Origin of the sequence: Mesorhizobium sp. M8A.F.Ca.ET.181.01.1.1, from assembly GCF_004792025.1 — a bacterium.
Taxonomy (GTDB): domain Bacteria; phylum Pseudomonadota; class Alphaproteobacteria; order Rhizobiales; family Rhizobiaceae; genus Mesorhizobium.
In genome coordinates this window covers 327,401-344,815 of record NZ_SRTV01000008.1, presented here as the reverse complement: position 1 = coordinate 344,815, position 17,415 = coordinate 327,401, and the positions used below count along the sequence as shown (strand labels likewise).

At 63.1% G+C, this 17,415-nt stretch carries 15 protein-coding genes; 6 read left to right on the top strand and 9 right to left on the bottom strand.

What is annotated here, in order from left to right:
- The first annotated feature begins 403 nt into the window (after nt 1–403).
- The 3 genes from galE to EN824_RS26730 all read left to right on the top strand — a co-directional run bounded on the left by galE (nt 404) and on the right by EN824_RS26730 (nt 2,966).
- Nucleotides 404–1,399 carry a UDP-glucose 4-epimerase GalE gene (galE, locus tag EN824_RS26740; RefSeq protein WP_127276972.1) on the top strand — a complete coding sequence of 332 codons (996 nt, stop codon included), beginning with the start codon at nt 404–406 and terminating at the stop codon, nt 1,397–1,399.
- Between the two features lie 103 nt (nt 1,400–1,502).
- Nucleotides 1,503–2,753, top strand: coding sequence for a D-amino acid dehydrogenase (locus tag EN824_RS26735; protein ID WP_127276974.1), 1,251 nt, complete (start codon nt 1,503–1,505; stop codon nt 2,751–2,753).
- On the top strand, nt 2,754–2,966 hold the full coding sequence (locus EN824_RS26730) for a hypothetical protein (RefSeq protein WP_210212410.1): 213 nt from the start codon (nt 2,754–2,756) through the stop codon (nt 2,964–2,966). It abuts the gene before it with no gap.
- On the opposite strand, the gene EN824_RS26725 is transcribed toward EN824_RS26730, so the two are convergent.
- The 7 genes from EN824_RS26725 to EN824_RS26695 all read right to left on the bottom strand — a co-directional run bounded on the left by EN824_RS26725 (nt 2,967) and on the right by EN824_RS26695 (nt 10,378).
- Nucleotides 2,967–4,343: an FGGY-family carbohydrate kinase gene (locus tag EN824_RS26725; protein ID WP_127276976.1), complete on the bottom strand. Its 1,377-nt coding sequence runs from the start codon at nt 4,341–4,343 to the stop codon at nt 2,967–2,969. It abuts the gene before it with no gap.
- Complete coding sequence (gene rhaM, locus EN824_RS26720; protein WP_127276978.1) at nt 4,340–4,657, bottom strand: L-rhamnose mutarotase; 318 nt, start codon at nt 4,655–4,657, stop codon at nt 4,340–4,342. The genes EN824_RS26725 and rhaM overlap by 4 nt, the downstream gene beginning before the upstream one ends.
- On the bottom strand, nt 4,657–5,658 hold the full coding sequence (locus EN824_RS26715; RefSeq protein ID WP_135932879.1) for an ABC transporter permease: 1,002 nt from the start codon (nt 5,656–5,658) through the stop codon (nt 4,657–4,659). The genes rhaM and EN824_RS26715 overlap by 1 nt, the downstream gene beginning before the upstream one ends.
- A gap of 268 nt (nt 5,659–5,926) precedes the next feature.
- Nucleotides 5,927–6,901 (bottom strand): ABC transporter permease, encoded by a 975-nt coding sequence (locus EN824_RS26710; protein WP_127276982.1) that lies wholly within the window; start codon nt 6,899–6,901, stop codon nt 5,927–5,929.
- Nucleotides 6,898–8,439, bottom strand: coding sequence for a sugar ABC transporter ATP-binding protein (locus EN824_RS26705; protein ID WP_127276984.1), 1,542 nt, complete (start codon nt 8,437–8,439; stop codon nt 6,898–6,900). Before EN824_RS26705 ends, EN824_RS26710 begins: the two co-directional genes overlap by 4 nt.
- An 84-nt stretch (nt 8,440–8,523) precedes the next feature.
- On the bottom strand, nt 8,524–9,519 hold the full coding sequence (gene rhaS, locus EN824_RS26700; protein ID WP_127276986.1) for a rhamnose ABC transporter substrate-binding protein: 996 nt from the start codon (nt 9,517–9,519) through the stop codon (nt 8,524–8,526).
- A gap of 55 nt (nt 9,520–9,574) precedes the next feature.
- Entirely contained in the window at nt 9,575–10,378 is an 804-nt protein-coding gene (locus tag EN824_RS26695) for a DeoR/GlpR family DNA-binding transcription regulator (protein WP_027145694.1), read from the bottom strand.
- Between the two features lie 186 nt (nt 10,379–10,564).
- On the opposite strand from EN824_RS26695, the gene EN824_RS26690 reads away from it, so the two are divergent.
- The 3 genes from EN824_RS26690 to ggt all read left to right on the top strand — a co-directional run bounded on the left by EN824_RS26690 (nt 10,565) and on the right by ggt (nt 16,023).
- Entirely contained in the window at nt 10,565–12,667 is a 2,103-nt protein-coding gene (locus tag EN824_RS26690) for a bifunctional rhamnulose-1-phosphate aldolase/short-chain dehydrogenase (RefSeq protein WP_135932878.1), read from the top strand.
- 88 nt (nt 12,668–12,755) lie between these two features.
- Nucleotides 12,756–14,048, top strand: coding sequence for an L-rhamnose catabolism isomerase (gene rhaI / locus EN824_RS26685; RefSeq protein ID WP_127276990.1), 1,293 nt, complete (start codon nt 12,756–12,758; stop codon nt 14,046–14,048).
- 235 nt (nt 14,049–14,283) lie between these two features.
- The gene (gene ggt / locus EN824_RS26680) at nt 14,284–16,023 is read left to right on the top strand and encodes a gamma-glutamyltransferase (RefSeq protein ID WP_135932877.1); all 1,740 of its coding nucleotides are present in this window, start codon (nt 14,284–14,286) and stop codon (nt 16,021–16,023) included.
- An 84-nt stretch (nt 16,024–16,107) separates the two neighbouring features.
- Here ggt and EN824_RS36720 read toward each other — a convergent pair whose 3' ends face one another.
- Both EN824_RS36720 and EN824_RS26670 read right to left on the bottom strand, forming a co-directional pair.
- Nucleotides 16,108–16,359 (bottom strand): hypothetical protein, encoded by a 252-nt coding sequence (locus EN824_RS36720; RefSeq protein ID WP_031240466.1) that lies wholly within the window; start codon nt 16,357–16,359, stop codon nt 16,108–16,110.
- Between the two features lie 359 nt (nt 16,360–16,718).
- Nucleotides 16,719–17,207: a hypothetical protein gene (locus EN824_RS26670; protein WP_245464549.1), complete on the bottom strand. Its 489-nt coding sequence runs from the start codon at nt 17,205–17,207 to the stop codon at nt 16,719–16,721.
- Between the last annotated feature and the right edge of the window lie 208 nt (nt 17,208–17,415).

The window sequence follows — 17,415 nt, the reverse complement described above, 5'->3', positions numbered from 1 at the left end:
CCGTTGGAACGCCAGATGGCGCGCGGAAACTTGCCCGCGATGCGCTCTAGATCGGCGAAGACGCGGTAGCGACGCTCGGCATGGAGCTGGTCGATCGCGTCCTCGAAGAACCGCTGGTAATTCATGTAGGCTTCCCAATTTTGCGCGGGATCATAATCATTGGTCTTTTGGTCGTCCACCGGGCCGATTTGGTCAAAATGCCACGCCCCGGACCTGTTCCTAACGATGGCGGATCGTGGCCTATTCCCAATCCGTGGCACGCTCTTTGGTTCACTTTTGTTTCCGCACGATGCCACATCAAGTGAACGCTGGTTACCTTAGGTTTTAATGGGCAGACGGCGGACTTTCCAGTAAGGCGGTTGTTGAGACAGTTTCCGATAAATCTGGGTAAGCGAGGATTTGGATGGCGGTTTTGGTGACAGGTGGCGCCGGCTATATCGGCAGCCATATGGTCTGGGAATTGCTGGATGCGGGCGAAAGCGTGGTCGTTCTCGACCGCCTTTCCACCGGCTTCGAATGGGCCGTGGCGCCGGAGGCAAAGCTGGTCGTCGGCGATGTCGCCGACAAGGAATTGGTCGGCTCGGTCATCAGGGAGAACAAGGTCGACGCGATCATCCATTTCGCCGGCTCCATCGTGGTGCCGGAATCGGTCGCCGACCCGCTCGCCTACTATGAGAACAACACCTCGAAGACCCGCACGCTGATTGAAACTGCAGTGCGCGAAGGCGTGCCGAACTTCATCTTTTCCTCGACAGCTGCCGTCTATGGCGGCGCCGGCCTGGAACCGGTGCGCGAGGATGCCCGCCTGGCGCCCGAATCGCCTTATGGCCTGTCCAAGCTGATGAGCGAGTGGATGCTGCGCGACGCGGGCCTCGCGCACGACATTCGCTACACGGCGCTGCGCTATTTCAACGTCGCCGGCGCCGACCCGAAGGGCCGCACCGGCCAGTCCACCCCGGGCGCCACCCATCTGATCAAGGTCGCCTGCGAGACCGCGCTCGGCAAGCGTCCGTTCATGCAGGTCTTCGGCACCGATTATCCGACGCCCGACGGCACCTGCATGCGCGACTATATCCATGTCAGCGATCTGGCCGCCGCGCATCGCCTTGCCTTGCAGCGGCTGCGCGCCGGCGGCGCCAGCCTCGTCGCCAATTGCGGCTACAGCCATGGCTATTCGGTGCTCGAAGTGATCGACAGCGTGCGGCGCGCCTACGGGCATGATTTCGAGGTCAGGATGGGCGACCGGCGTCCCGGCGATGCCGCGGCGGTGGTCGCCAATTCCGATCTCGCGCGGTCCGAACTCGGCTGGACCCCGCAGCGCGACGATCTCGACCAGATCGTCAACGACGCGCTGGCCTGGGAGCGCATCCTGACCAGCAAGAATTCCGCACGGGGCTGAGCTCGCTTTCTCCAAGGGCTCGCAAGGCGCGTGGCGACGCGCTATGGAAGCATTCGCGACACGGCGTGGAGGCGCCGTGCCGGGAAGAGCTTTGGGGGATGGCATGAAGATAACGGTGCTTGGAGCCGGCGTCGTCGGTACGGCGGCCGCCTATTACCTGGCCGCCGACGGCCATGAGGTCACCGTGATCGAGCGCCATCCGGCGCCGGCGCGGGGCACCAGCCAGTCGAATGCCGGGCTGGTGTCTCCGGGCGATGCCACCGCCTGGGCCTCGCCGGCGGCACTTAAGACCTTCCTGCGCGGGCTCTACAATCATGATCTCGGCATCAAGGTGCGGCTGCGCTTCGATCCCTATTTCCTCGCCTGGAGTCTGCGCTTCCTGCGCCAGTGCACGGTGGCCCGCCTGCGTGCCAACAGCCAGGTCAAGCTGCGGCTCGCGCTCTATTCGCGCGACTGCATCAACGCCATCTCCAGTGACACCGGCATCCACTATGACGAGCGCAAGAAGGGCATCCTGTATTTCTTCCGCTCGCAGCACAGCCTCGACACCGGCACCGACAATTATCGCTATCTGGCCGAGCATGGCCTGCCCATCGAGATCGTCGGCCGCGACCGGCTGGTCGAGCTTGAACCGGGCCTTGCCGGCGTGAAGGAAAAGATCGCCGGCGGCGTCTACTCGCCGATCGACCAGACCGGCGATTCTCGGCAGTTCGTGGAAAATCTGGCCGCCTATGCGGCCGAAAAGCTCGGCGTGAGGTTTCGCTACGGCACCACGGTCGAGGGCTTCGACATCGAGGGCGACTGGGTGCGCGCCGTGATGACCTCGGCCGGACCGGTCACCGGTGACGCCGTCGTCCTATCGATGGGTCCGGAAAGTGGGCTGCTCGGCCGTCGCTACGGCATCGACCTGCCGGTCTATCCGGTGAAAGGTTACACGGCGACGATTCCCCTGGAAGACGAGAGCAAGGGCCCGACCATGGGCGGCGCCGACGAGGACCAGCTGATGGCTTATTCGCGGCTTGGCAATCGATTGCGGTTGGCTTCGACCGCAGAATTCACCGGCTTCGACCGCACCCACAAGCCCAGCGACTTTGCCACCATGTTCAGGACCGGCAAGGACCTGTTCCCCGGCGCCTTCGACGAGAAGAAGGCGGAGCTGTGGGCCGGTTTGCGGCCAATGATGCCGAACTCGGTGCCGGTCATCGGCCAGGCGAAATACCGCAACCTTTATCTCGACACAGGCCACGGCCATGTCGGCTGGACCATGGCCTGCGGTTCGGGAAAATTCCTCGCCGACCTCGTTGCCGGCCGCAAGCCGGAGATCGATCCGCAGGGACTGGTCTACAGGGGATAAATGTCGGGCCGGCAAGTCGCCATCGACCTTGGCCGCACTGAATGCAACGCGCGCACCATCGTCGAGCGCTGCGCGCTGTCTGATATCAAGGTGTTCGGCGTCACCAAGGGTATGTGCGGCATGCCGCAAGTGGCGCGCGCCATGCCGCGGCGGTGTCGCCGAATCGACGCGGTCAATTTCGTCATGTCGGCCTTCGGCAAGCGGATCCTCTGATCAGCCAACTGCCCCGACCGCCGCCCGCCACGCGCGCGCATACTCCGCCCAGGCCGGACCGGCCGGCGGCTCTTGTGTTTGGCCCTCACCATGCGCGGCTCCTTGATCCGATGCCAGCAGGGCGGCCCCGATGCTGGTGCCCGTCGCGGCTTCCGATGCGATGACCCCACGGCCAGTGCTCGCGGCAAGCATCCGCGTGAACAATTGGTTGCGCGCAAAGGGTCCCTCGACCGTCGTCGGGCCACCGCCGCCGATCAGGTCGAGGCAAGTGGCGGTCATCAGCGCCAGGTAGAAGGAGATGGCGGCAAAGCGCTGGCCGGGAGGGATGGCTTCGCCCTTGCGCCATGCGGCCGCACGGTGCGGAAACGGCCCCGAGCCTTGCTGGGTCGAAGGCAACAGCAATGTCTTGCGCGCCAGCACGGCGGCGACGTCGTTGTCGCTCCAGTCCTGCGCCGCGCCTTCGGTCAGCAGCGAGAATTCCCGACCGCCCATGAAGCGCGCCGAGGGCACGGGATCGCCGAGTGCATTGACATTGACCAGCGTATCCCTTGCCGGGTCGAGCGCCACCGTCCTGCCGGCGACCGCCATCGATACCACCCAGGTGCCGGTCGAGACCACCGAGAAGGGCGGGGCGTCGGACAGGAGATGCGGCAACAGGGAGGCGTTCGAATCGTGCAGGCCGCAAAAGACAGGCGTTTGAGGATCGAGCCCGGTGCGCTGCGCAAGCACAGGCAGGATCGGGCCAAGGCGGTCCCTGGCCGACCGCACGGGCGCCATCAGGTCGCGCCAGCCCAGGCGGTCGACCAGCGCTGAAAAATCCGCTGTCCAGGGGTTCCACAGATCGGTGTGGCAGCCGAGAGACGTGACCTCGTTAGCGGCGACGCCGGTCAGACGCAGCGCCCAGTATTGCGGGTACATCAGCATCGCGGCGGCTCTGGCGAACTCCGTCGGGAAACTTTGCTGCTGCCAGAAGAATTGCGCACCGAGATTGAGGCCGAGCGGCAGGCGCGGCGTGCCGGTCTCGGCGAAAGGCGGGCGGATCGCGTCATAGTCCGCCGCGAGTTCATCGGGGCCGTCGAATTCATAGTCGAGAACCGGCAGCACCAGCTCGCCGGGGGCATCGACCAGCACGCCGGTCGCGCCATGGGTGGTGATTGAAATGGCGTCGATGCGCTGTTCGCGGTTGAGGTCGGCAAGGCTGTCGAGGATGAACGCCCACAGCGCTTCGACATCGTGATGCGGGTAGGGCGCTTGCCGCAACGGCGCGTTCGCCACCCGGCGCAGCGCCACCTCGCTCAATGTGGCGAGATCGACCAGCGCCACCTTGGCGTTGGTCTTGCCGATATCGATGACGGCGACGTGGCGGATCGCGCTCATTCCATATGGAACATTATTTCCAGCGCAACGGCCACTGGTTCGTTGTCCGGTTTCGTCTCCATGATGTCGGCCATATGGGCCCACCAGCGCTGCATCACAGGATGCTTCGGCAGATCGGCCATGCCGTGACCATCGCGCCGCCACAGCACGCCGAACAGGATGTTCGTCTCGTCGTCGAGATGGATCGAGTAGTCGGAGATGCCGGCCTGCTTCAGCAACGCGACCAGCGACGGCCAGATTTCATCGTGGCGCTTTTTGTACTCGGCCTTCATGCCGGGTTTGAGCATCATCTTGAATGCGTATTTCTCGGACATCAGGCCAGGCGTCCCCCGCGCAGCCGTCGCCATACGATCGGCAGGGCGATAACGATGATCAGCAGCAGGCCAATGAAGATCGACATGACGATGCCGGGCACGTTGAGCAGGCCGAGGCCGAAGGTCACCAGCCCCATGATGAAGGCGGCGAGCACGACGCCCAGAATGCTGCCGGCGCCGCCAAGGATGCTGACGCCGCCAAGCACCACCATGGTGATCACCTCGAGTTCATAGCCCTGTGCGATCGACGGCCGCGTCGAGCCGAGCCGCGAGGTGATCAGCACCGAAGCGATGCCCGACATCAGCCCGGTCAGGCAGAACAGGATGAATTTTATGCGGCCGACGCGCACGCCGGAAAACTGCGCCGCGACCGGGTTGTTGCCGATGGCGAAGATACGGCGGCCGAAACTCGTACGGTGCAGCAGGAACCAGTAGACGACGGCCGCGATGAGGAAGAGCACCAGTTCGAACGACACCACCCACCAGACGTAACCCTGGCCGAAGAAGGCGAAGCTTTCGGGATAGCCCTTGCAGGCCTGGTCGCCGAGGATGATGAAGGCGATGCCGCGGAACAGACTCATCGTGCCTATGGTGACGACGATGGAAGGCAGGCCGAGCCGCGTCACCAGCAGCCCGTTGAAGGCTCCGCAGCCGAGGCCGACGACGATGCCGATCAAGACAAGTACTGGCGTGCCGGCGCCGGCCTGCACCGCCATGCCCATCATGGTCGAGGCGAGCGCGATGATGGCGGCCACCGACAGGTCGATCTCGCCCGAAATGATGAGCAATGCCATGGCAAAGGCGATCAGGCCCTTCTCGGTGAAGTTGAAGGTCAGATCGGACAGCGAATAGGGGTCGAGGAAATAGGGCGAGGCGAAACTGTTGATGGCGAAGATGGCGATGGCCACCGCGACCAGCAGCGCTTCCCAGGAAAAGATCGCCGAGGAGAGCGGCTTGTCGAGCCGGTCGGGAATGTGGCGCGGGGCGGGGGTATCGGTCATGCGGCATGCTCCAGACGCTGGCGCTGCCCGTCGCAAAGAGCGTCCCTTCTCCCCGTCACTATACGGGGAGAAGGTGCCCGAAGGGCGGATGAGGGGCGGCGCCAATGTTCGGAGGTGCTCAACGTATGCGGCGAGTTCCGGCCGAGGCAAATCGGACCGTTGCTATTCGCAACGATCCTGTTTGCACCGTAAGCGCCGCCCCTCATCCGCCTGCCGGCACCTTCTCCCCGTACAGTGACGGGGAGAAGGGAGCACTTCAACGTCCCGCTCATGCCTCCGCCTTCCTCAGAATAATCCGCCCCTTTTGGCGTTCGCCGCGGGCGTTGAGCACCACGGCCAGGATGATGGCGCTGCCCGAAATCGCCATCTGCCAGAAGGGCGAGATGTTGATGACCGGCAGCGCATTGGAGATGATGCCGAGGAACAATGCGCCGAGCACCGCACCCCCGACCGAGCCGATGCCGCCCGCGATCGAGATGCCGCCGATGACGCAGGCGGCGATGATGTTGAGCTCATAGCCGTTGGCGACCTCGACCGAGGCGATGACGTAGCGCGAAATCCAGAGATAGCCGGCGAGGCCACCGATCATGCCGGAGATGCAGAAGACGATGAATTTCGTGCGCCCGACATCGATGCCGGTATAGACCGATGCCGTCGGATTGACGCCGATGGCATAGATCGAGCGGCCGAGCGCGGTACGCGTCATCAAGACGAAGAACAGCGCGATGACCAGGATGGCGATCCAGGACAGCACCGGAATGCCAAGCAAGGCCGCGCGCTGAAAGCCGATGAAATCCGGGCTCATCTTGTCGGCGTTGACCCAGGCGCCGCCCGAAATGACGAAAGTGGCGCCGCGATAGATGGTCAGCGTGCCCAATGTCACCACGATCGAGGGGATGTTCAGCCGCCAAACCAAGAGGCCGTTGATGGCGCCGAGCACCAGCCCGACGGCAAGCGCGATCACGACCAGCAGCGGGATCGGGATCGCCGGATGGGCCGCGTTCAGCATCGCTACCACCATGCCGGTGAAGCACAGGTTGGAGGCCATCGACAGGTCGATCGACCGTGTCAGGATAACGACCATCTGGCCGAGCGCCAGGATCATCAGGATCGAGGTGTCGTTGAACACCTGGCGCAGGTTGCCGGGGTCGGCAAAGCCCGGAAAGCGCATCGAGATCAGTCCGATCAGCACGGCGATGGCCGCCAGCAGCCAGATTTCGCGGTATTTCAGGAAAGCCTTCATGCCGCGATTCCCGCTGCCGTCCGGACCAGCGTCTCGGCGTCCAGTCCCTTATTGTCGTAGACCGCCGCGACCAGGCCCTCGCGCATGACCACGACGCGGTCGGACATGCCGAGAATCTCCGGCAGTTCCGATGACACCATGATCACCGACAGGCCCTGCGCCACCAACTCCGCCATGAAACCGTGCACGGCGGCCTTGGAGCCGATATCGATGCCCTTGGTCGGCTCGTCGAGGATGATGACCTTGGGTGTCGTCGCCAGCCATTTGGCGATGACCACCTTCTGCTGGTTACCGCCCGAGAGGGTACCGACATCCTGGCTGAGCGAAGAGGCGCGCAGGTCCAGCCGCTCGGTGTAGGAGCGGGCAAGCGAAAACTCTTCCGCGAGCCGCAGCATACCGGATTTGGAGGTGCGGGCGAGCGATGGGAGCGAAACATTCTGGAAGATCGGCAGGCCGATCACCACGCCTTGCTTGCCGCGCTCCTCCGGCACGTAGACGATGCCGGCCCCGATCGAATCCGCGGCCGATTTCGGCGCGATTGCCTTGCCTTCCAGCGTGATCGTGCCGCCGGATATGCGGGTGATGCCGGATATCGCCTGCATCACCTCGCTGCGCCCGGCGCCGACAAGGCCATAGAAACCGAGGATTTCGCCCTTGTGCAGCTCGAAGCCGATATTGTTGAACTCAGTTGGATGCGAGAGGCCGGAAACGGAAAGCACCGGCGCGCCGATTTCAGCCTTGCGCTGCGGAAAGATGTGGTCGACCGAACGGCCCACCATCATGCGTACGATCTGGCTCTGGCCGGCATCCTTGATCAGCCCTTCGCCGACCATCTCGCCGTCGCGGAAGACCGTGTAGCGGTCGGCGATGCGGTAGATCTCGTCGAACTTGTGGCTGATGAACAGGATCGCCTTGCCCTGCTCCTTGAGGAACGCGATGAGCAGGAACAGCTCCTCGATCTCCTTCATCGAAAGGGCGGCCGTCGGCTCGTCCATGATGACGATCCCAGAGTCGATCGACATGGCGCGCGCGACGGCGACGAGATGCTTGTTGGCGATGCCGAGATCCCTGAGCCGCGCATCGGCGTCGATATGGCCGGCATGCATGGTGTCGAGCACTTCGCGCGCATTCTTGCGCATCATGCGCCAGTCGATGGTGCCAAAGCGCGTGCGCGGCGCATGGCCGAGAAAAATGTTTTCGGCGACACTGAGATCGTCGAACAGCACGGTTTCCTGATGGATGGCGGTGACGCCAATCCCGAAGGCGGCGTGTGCGCTTGGCAGCGCGACGGCCTGTCCGTCAATGCTGATGGTGCCTGCATCGGGCTGGTAGATGCCGGTCATGATCTTGACCAGCGTCGACTTGCCGGCGCCGTTCTCGCCGATCAGCGCGGTCACCTGACCCGGATAGAGCGACAGGCTGACATTGTGCAGGGCCCGCACGCCGGGAAAGCTTTTTGAAATGCCGGACAGCGTCAGGCGTGGAGCCGAGGCCGGAGGCCGCTCCTTTGTCTCGTTGTGTCGGGCCGTCGTGTCCATATCCGTATCAAGCCCTGAAACTAGGTCCGTTTGAAGTCGCGGCGGGATGTGACTCCCGCCGCGTCAGCTTGAAAAACTCAGTGATCAATAGATCTTGGAGAACTTCTCGATGTTGGACTTGTCGAACTGGAAGGGCGGAGCCATGGCGGCCGAGTTGGTGTCGTCGAGCGTGACCTTGCCGACACGGCCGATCGACAGCGTCGCACCCGGCTTGGCTTCTTCCTTCTTCACCGCCAGGTCATGGGCGAGGTAGACGGCGGAATAGCCGAGGTCGATCGGGTTCCACAGCGCAACCGCCTGGCTGGCGCCGTTGTCGATGAACTTCTTGAACTCCGACGGCAGCGCCAGGCCGGTGACGTTGACCTTGCCGATCAGGTTCTCGTCGGTGACGACCTGGGCGGCGGCAACGACGCCTACTGTGGTCGGCGCGATGATCGCCTTGAGGTTCGGGTAGGACTTCAAGAGGCCCTTGGCCTCGTCGGTGCTCTTGGCCGAGTCGTCATCGCCATAGACGGTGGCGACCAGCTTGATCTTGGGGAACTTCTCCGGCAGCACCTTCTTGGCAGCTTCGATCCAGGAGTTCTGGTTGGTCGCGGTCGAGGAGGCCGACAGGATGGCGACGTCGCCGCCTTCCGGCAGATAGTCGGCGGCGAGCTTGATGATGGTCTCGCCGATCAGGCCGGTGTCGGACGGGTTGAGGTGAAGCTGGCGGCCTTCCTTGGCGACGCCCGAATCCCAGGAGATGACGGTGATGCCGCGCTCCATGGCCTTCTTCAGCACCGGCACCAGGGCGTCGGCGTCATTGGCGGAAATCGCGATGGCGTTGACCTTCTGCGCGATCAGCGAATTGACAACTTCGATCTGCGCCTCGGCGGTCGCCTTGGTCGGGCCGGTGTAGATGATGTCGACGTCGCCGAGTTCCTTGGCGGCCTCTTCGGCGCCCTTGTTGGCGGCATCGAAGAAGCCGTTGCCGAGCGACTTGACCACCAGCGCGATCTTGACGTTTTCCGCGTAGGCGGCATTCACGAACATGGCGGCCGAGAAGGCCGCCGTCACCATCAATTTCTTCAAGATGCTCATCTGATATCCTCCCTTGAGCGTTGCATTCCATCGCCGCTGCGGGCGTGAGTTGGTCTCAGGCCTGCAGTGAAGATTCTTCCTTTGTCGACTTGCGGGCGACGATCAGCGTCACCCCCGCGGTTTCCAGCATCTTGGCTTCGCGGTCCTCGATGCCGTCGTCGGTGATGACGGTGGCGATGCGCGAAAGACCGCACAGGATCAGGCTGGAGCGTTTGCGGAATTTCGAGGAATCGACCAGCACCACCAGTTCGTCGGCCTGGTCGATCAGCTTCTGCTCCGCCTGGATCAGCAGCGGATCGCCTTCCATCAGGCCGAGAGGCCCCAACCCTTGAGCACCCATGAACATGCGGCGCGCGTAGAAATTGCGCGTCACGTCATTGTCGAAGGGCGACAGGATGATGTTCTGCTCGCGGTAGATCGTGCCGCCCGACAGCATCACCGTGTTCTTGGAGTGCTTGAGCAAGTGCTCGGCGATCGGGAACGAATTGGTGAAGATCGGCATGCGGCGGCCGGTCAGGAAATGCACCATCTGGAAGGTGGTGGTGCCGCCATTGATGATGATCGGCTCGCCGTCCTTGCACAGTTCCACCGCCTCGCGGGCGATGGCCCGCTTCTGCGCGGCGTTGAGCGTTTCGTTGACCGAGAAGGGCCGGCCGGCCAGCCCGATGAACTGCGGCGGCGATATCGCCTCGGCGCCGCCGCGCACACGGCGCAGGCGTTTCTGCACATGGAGAGCCGCGATATCGCGCCGGATCGTCGCCTCGGACGACTCCGTCAGGTCGACCATTTCCTGCACCGTCACCACAGGTTTTTCCTGGACGGCGGACAGAATGATCCTGTGGCGCTCTTTTTCGTGCATGGTTCCTCCCTGCCTGGCCATCTAGGCACCCAAAACGAGCAGTGTCAATCATTTCCGATCATATAATTTCATTGTGCAGTGCAATATGATCGATCTTGATCGTTTGTGATTGACAAGTTTGTGTCTTGCGTAGACATTCCCGACAAAATGGACCGCGTTTTTTTGCGTCCCCAGGGAGGATTACCTATGCTCGACAAGCGCTCCGGCTCGCGCCTCGCCAATCTGTGGGATGATGCGAAGGCCAAGGGGATGAGCGATCCCGAGCTTCTGGTCTATCGCTCGAACACGCTCGGCTCCGACAAGCGCGTCACCAACTATGGCGGCGGCAACACCTCTTCGAAGATATGGCAGAAGGATCCGCTCACCGGCCAGGATGTGGAAGTGCTGTGGGTCAAGGGATCGGGCGGCGACAGCGCTTCGATCAAGCTTGATGGCTTCGCCACCCTCTACATGGACAAGCTGCAGGCGCTGAAGGGGCTTTATCGCGGCGTCGAGCACGAGGACGAGATGGTGGGTTATCTTCCCCACTGCACCTTCAACCTCAATCCGCGGGCGGCCTCGATCGACACGCCGCTGCACGCCTACGTACCGAAGCCCTTTGTCGACCACATGCATCCCGATGCCATCATCGCCATTGCCGCAGCGAAGGATTCCAGGGCGCTGACCAAGGAAATCTTCGGCGACGCCATCGGCTGGCTGCCATGGAAGCGTCCCGGCTTCGAACTTGGCCTGTGGCTGGAAAAATTCTGTGTCGAGAACCCTGAAGCCAAGGGCGTCATCCTCGAAAGCCACGGCCTGTTCACCTGGGGCGATACGCCCAAGGCGTGCTACGAGACGACGATATCGGTAATCAACCAGGCGATCGAATGGTTCGAGCGCCGCTCCGAGGGTGTGGCGATCTTCGGCGGCGAAGTGGTCAAGTCGCTCGACGCTTCGGCTCGTCGCGACATCGCTGCGAAACTGATGCCGAAAATCCGTGGCCTGATCTCGGAAAAGAGCCACAAGATTGGCCATTTCGACGATTCGGCCGCCGTGCTCGAATTCGTCAACTCGAAGAATTTGCGCCCGCTGGCTGCACTCGGCACCTCATGCCCGGATCATTTCCTGCGCACCAAGATCCGCCCGCTGGTGATCGAATTCGATCCGGCAAAGCCTGATGTCGATGCCGTCATCGCGCGCCTCGCCGACGACATTGCCGAATATCGCGTCGGCTACCAGGCTTATTACGACAGTTGCAAGCATCCGGATTCACCCGCCATTCGCGATCCCAACGCCGTGGTCTACCTGATGCCCGGCGTAGGCATATTCACCTTCGCCGGCGACAAGGCGACGGCGCGCATCTCGGGCGAGTTCTACGTCAACGCCATCAACGTCATGCGCGGCGCCTCCACCGTCTCTTCCTATGTCGGCCTGCCCGCGCAGGAGGCTTTCGACATCGAGTACTGGCTGCTGGAGGACCTGAAGCTGCAGCGCATGCCGAAGCCGAAGTCGCTCGCCGGCCAGATCGCGCTGGTCACCGGCGGCGCCGGCGGCATCGGCCGCGCGACGGCCAACCGGCTGCTGCGCGAAGGCGCCTGCGTGGTGCTGGCAGATATCGACGAGGCGGCGCTCGCGGGCGCCAATGAGGAACTGGCCAAGACCTATGGCAAGGATTTCGTCCGCCCGGTGCTGATCAACGTCACTTCGGAAGACCAGGTCGTCGCCGGCTTTGCCGAGACGGCGGTCGAGTTCGGCGGCATCGACATCCTGGTGTCCAACGCAGGGCTAGCCTCCTCGGCGCCGATCGAGGAGACGACGCTGGCGCTGTGGAACAAGAACATGGACATATTGTCGACCGGCTATTTCCTGGTCTCGCGGGAAGCATTCCGGCTGTTCCGGGTACAGAAGATCGGCGGCAATATCGTCTTCGTCGCTTCCAAGAACGGCCTTGCCGCATCGCCCAACGCCTCCGCCTATTGCACCGCCAAGGCCGCCGAGATCCATCTCGCCCGCTGCCTGGCGCTGGAAGGCGCGGAAGCCCAGATCAGGGTCAATGTCGTCAACCCGGACGCCGTGCTGCGCGGCTCGAAGATCTGGACAGGCGAGTGGAAGGAACAGCGCGCCGCCGCCTACAAGATGTCGACCGACGATCTGGAAGAGCACTACCGCTCGCGTTCGATGCTGAAGCGCTCCGTCTTCCCGGAAGACATCGCCGAGGCGATCTATTTCCTGGCCTCCGACATGTCGGCCAAATCGACGGGTAACATCATCAACGTCGACGCCGGCAACGCGCAGAGCTTTACGCGCTGAGCTTCCTTCTCCCCGTTCTACGGGGAGAAGGTGCCCGAAGGGCGGATGAGGGGCGGCGCCAGCCGTGCGAGTACTGGGAGGAACAGCAGTGTCCGAATTGATCATCTCGGCCGACGTCGTCGAAAAAAATAATGCCGCGCGCAAGGCCGACCTCGAGCGTGACTACGCCTCGCTCGGCGAGCGCCTCGACCGCCACGGCATCGCCATCGATGCCATCAGGGACAAGGTCGAGAAATTCGCGGTCGCGATCCCCTCCTGGGGTGTCGGCACTGGCGGCACCCGCTTTGCCCGCTTTCCCGGTGCCGGCGAGCCGCGCGACATCTTCGACAAGATCGAGGACTGCGCCGTCATCAGCCAACTGACGCAGGCGACCCCGACCGTCTCACTGCACATTCCGTGGGACAAGGCCGATCCGAACCGGCTGAAGCAGGCGGCCTCCCGCTTCGGTCTCGGTTTCGATGCCATGAATTCCAACACCTTCTCGGACGCGAAGGACCAGAAATTCTCCTACAAGTTCGGTTCGTTGTCGCATGCCGATGCCGGTGCTCGCCGGCAAGCCGTCGAGCACAATCTCGAATGCATCGAGATCGGCGAGACGCTTGGGTCCAAGGCATTGACGGTGTGGATCGGCGACGGCTCCAACTTCCCCGGCCAGGTCAATTTCGCCAAGGCCTTCGAGCGCTATCTCGACGCCATGCGGGAGGTCTATGCCGGCCTGCCGGCCGACTGGAAGCTGTTCACCGAACACAAGATGTACGAGCCGGCCTTCTATTCCACGGTCGTCCAGGACTGGGGCACCAACTACATCATCGCCAAGGAGTTGGGCGACAAGGCGTTCTGCCTCGTCGACCTCGGCCATCACGCGCCCAACGTCAACATCGAGATGATCGTGTCGCGGCTGATCCAGTTCAAGAAACTCGGCGGCTTCCACTTCAACGATTCGAAATATGGCGACGACGACCTCGACGCCGGTTCGATCGATCCCTACCGGCTTTTCCTGGTCTTCAACGAGCTGGTCGATGCCGAGCTATCCGGCGCCGAGGGCTTTGATCCCGCGCATATGCTCGACCAGAGCCACAACGTCACCGATCCGATCGAAAGCCTGATGCTGTCGGCGGTCGAGGTGCAGCGTGCCTATGCGCAGGCGCTGCTGGTCGACCGCAAGGCGCTCGAAGGCTTCCAGGAGGCCAACGACGCGCTGATGGCGACGCAGACGCTGAAGGCTGCTTATCGCACCGATGTCGAGCCGATCCTGGCCATGGCGCGGCTGAAGACCGGTGGCGCCATCGATCCGGTCGCCGCCTATCGGGCGGCGGGCTACCGCGCCAAGGTCGCGGCCGAACGGCCTGCAGTCGCAGGTGGTTCCGGCGGTATCGTCTGAGGTCGAGCCACTCCCCCTCATCCGGCCGCTTCGCGGCCAACTTCTCCCCGAGGGGAGAAGAGGTCAGCGCCGGTGCAAGCTCCTCTCCCCTTGGGGAGAGGTCGGATTGCCCGAATTGCCCTTGCAATTCGACTTGGCAATCCGGGTGAGGGGGTCTCTCACGCGCTTATTCAATTGTTATTGGACTAACGCCCCCCGAAGGTCTTTCCTAGGCGTCCCGCTTAGGAGTCCCGCCATGCACCTCACCCGCCGGACGCTCATTGCCGTCAGCCTTTCGATCACCTTCGCCTTCATACCATCCGCCGCCGTCTTCGCCGCCTCGCCGGCACCCGCCAAGGGCGAGAACGGCATGGTCGTCACCGCCCAGCATCTGGCTTCCGAAGTCGGCGTGGAGGTTCTGAAAAAGGGTGGCAATGCCGTCGATGCGGCTGTCGCCGTCGGCTATGCCTTGGCCGTCGTCTATCCCAATGCCGGCAATATCGGCGGCGGCGGCTTCATGACCATCCGCTTCAAGGACGGCAAATCGACCTTCCTCGATTTCCGCGAGCGGGCGCCGCTTGCCGCGACCAAGACCATGTATCTCGACAAGGACGGCAAGCCGGTGAAGGGCGCCAGCCTCGACGGCTATCTCGCGGTCGGCGTGCCGGGTTCCGTGGCCGGTTTCGAGATGGCGCGCGAGAAATACGGTACCTTGTCCAGGCAGGACCTGATGGCGCCTGCGATCGCCTATGCCAAGGACGGGTTCATCCTCAATCAGGGCGATGCGGCTTCATTCGCCGGCAGCGCCGACAGGCTGGCGAAGGACCCGGCGGCCGCCGCCATCTTCCTCAAACCCGAGGGCAAGCCCTATGGCATCGGCGAGAAGCTGGTTCAGCCCGACCTTGCCGGGTCGCTCTCGGCCATTTCCGAGAGAGGTCCCGATGCCTTCTACAAAGGCGCCATCGCCGACGCCATCGTCAAGGCGAGCGGCGCCAAGGGCGGTATCCTGGCCAAGGGTGACTTCGAGCAATATGCGGTGCGCGAGCTGAAGCCCGTCAGCTGCTCCTATCGCGGCTACGAGATCATCTCTTCGCCGCCGCCGAGCTCGGGCGGCGTCATCATCTGCGAAATCCTCAACGTGCTGGAAGGCTATCCGCTGTCCTATCTCGGTGCCGGCTCGGCCGAGACGGTCCATGTCATGGTCGAGGCGATGCGCCACGCCTATGTCGACCGCAACTCGGCGCTCGGCGACCCGGATTTCGTCGACAATCCGGTCTCGAAGCTGCTCGACAAGACCTATGCCAAGGACATCCGCGACAAGATCGATCCGTTCCGCGCCGGCGTGTCGCAGGATTTGATGCCGAAGGGCTTCGGCGAATCGAAGGAGACCACCCATTATTCGATCATCGACAAGGACGGCAACGCGGTCGCGGTGACCTACACGCTGAATGGCTCGTTCGGCGCCGGCGTCGTCGCCGATGGCACTGGCATCCTGCTCAATAACGAGATGGACGACTTCACCCAGAAACCCGGCGTGCCCAATCTCTATGGCCTGGTCCAGGGCGAGGCCAACGCTATCCAGCCGAAGAAGACGCCGCTGTCCTCGATGAGCCCGACCGTGGTGGCCAAGGACGGCAAGCCGTTCATGGTCATCGGCAGCCCGGGCGGCTCGCGCATCATCACCATCACGCTGGAGGCGATCGTCAATGTGATCGACCACGGCATGAACATCCAGGAGGCGATCGACGCGCCGCGCATCCATCACCAATGGCTGCCCGACACGGTCTATGTCGAGCCGTTCGGGCTTTCGCCCGATACCGAAAGGCTGCTCGCCGGTATGGGCTATCACCTCGATCTCGCTCACCAGAGCTGGGGCCAGGCGGCGGGCATTCTCGTCGGCGGCAAGAGCCTGGCGGAAATCGAGAAGGGCGGCGGCGCGCGCTACAATGGCGCCATCGACAGCCGCGCGGCGTCGGGCGAAGCGCTTGGATATTGACAGGCCGCAAGCCTGTTCCTTGCCGGACGAGGCCGGATTCCACCCTTCGGGAGCGGCCTCCGCTTCATGGCCCGGCAGGAGCCGTCAGGTCACCAGCGTGATGGTCGATGCAATCAGCATCAAGGCGGCAATGCCGACGAACAGCGCATAGATGCGTGGCCGGTCGAGCAAAAGCGCATTTCCCGATATCCAGGCCGACGTGGCGCCGCCCAGAGCGAAGAGGAAGCCGTTGCGATGGCCGAAAGTCATCGACGCGGCCATCAGCCCGCCGATAATCAGGGCGCCGAACACGATGATCACGGCGACCGCGTATTTCTCGAAGTCGTTGTTGCCGATCCCTGGTCCGATCGCGTTCAAATTCGGCAGGTCGTCCGGATCGAAGGGGTTCGCCGACCCGTATTCGTCTTGACCCATGGATTCTCGCATCACTTGATCTCCGCTGACCGGCAACAAACCATCAACGCCTGCCGAGCGCAACCCGATCGCGCTGTGGCGGATGCGCCCGGCACCGCTCTGGGCCCCTCTCGGGGATGGTTTTGCGGAGCTGTTGCCCGATCGCGTCACCTACCTTCTCGGGTTTGTCGCCTCCGATCCTGCCGGTGACGGTCAACCGCTCGGTACAGGCGGCTTTCGCGCTGCGGCAACCGAATATCGCCCTGGCTGAACATCTGCCTCGGTGAGACCACCTCGCGCTATCATTGCTGTGAAGGAGGGGCGCTCAGTCGACGATAGGGGATGCCATCGAATCTTGCCGTCACAAAATCGGTGACGGACATCTTGCGCTTGCGTCCGTCGCTGCAGGCGTAAACCGGCCAACCGGCATCGCTGCATTCGCTGGCTGCGCAAATACGCGCCAGGCAGTTACCGATAGTCAATCGGAAGCCGCCCTTGCCGGCGAAGCCTTGCAACAAGCTGCCGTCCGCCGAGCGCCATGTCCGCGCCCGGAATTCGGCCCGCAAAAGCAATGGTTCGAGAGGGATCGCAAGATTGGTTTCGCCGGCGCGCCCTGCGAACTGCAGACGGAAGCGCGCCATTGCAGTCGCGTACGCGGTCACAAGATCCGATTCGCGAAAATAGGCGATCGGCAGGTTGGAGCGATCAAACAGATGAGACATGCGTTCGCTTGCCTCTACCGGCATCAGCAAGGCAACAAAGACAAGAAAGGCGAAGCAAGCTCGCGACATTTTACAGCAGCCATATTGGTCTCGGCCTGCCGGTTTGGCCCCGGTTGCCCCCCAGCAACATCCCGCCAATCGTCGTCCTGCGCAAGCCGCTTGCCGAGGCAGTCCATGAGGCGGCCGAGTGTGCAATTCGCAAAGGCCGCCGCGTTAAAGCGATTGGAGGCGAAGACGGTGACCCGCATCGACGAATTTGCGCGGGCGATGGCGATGT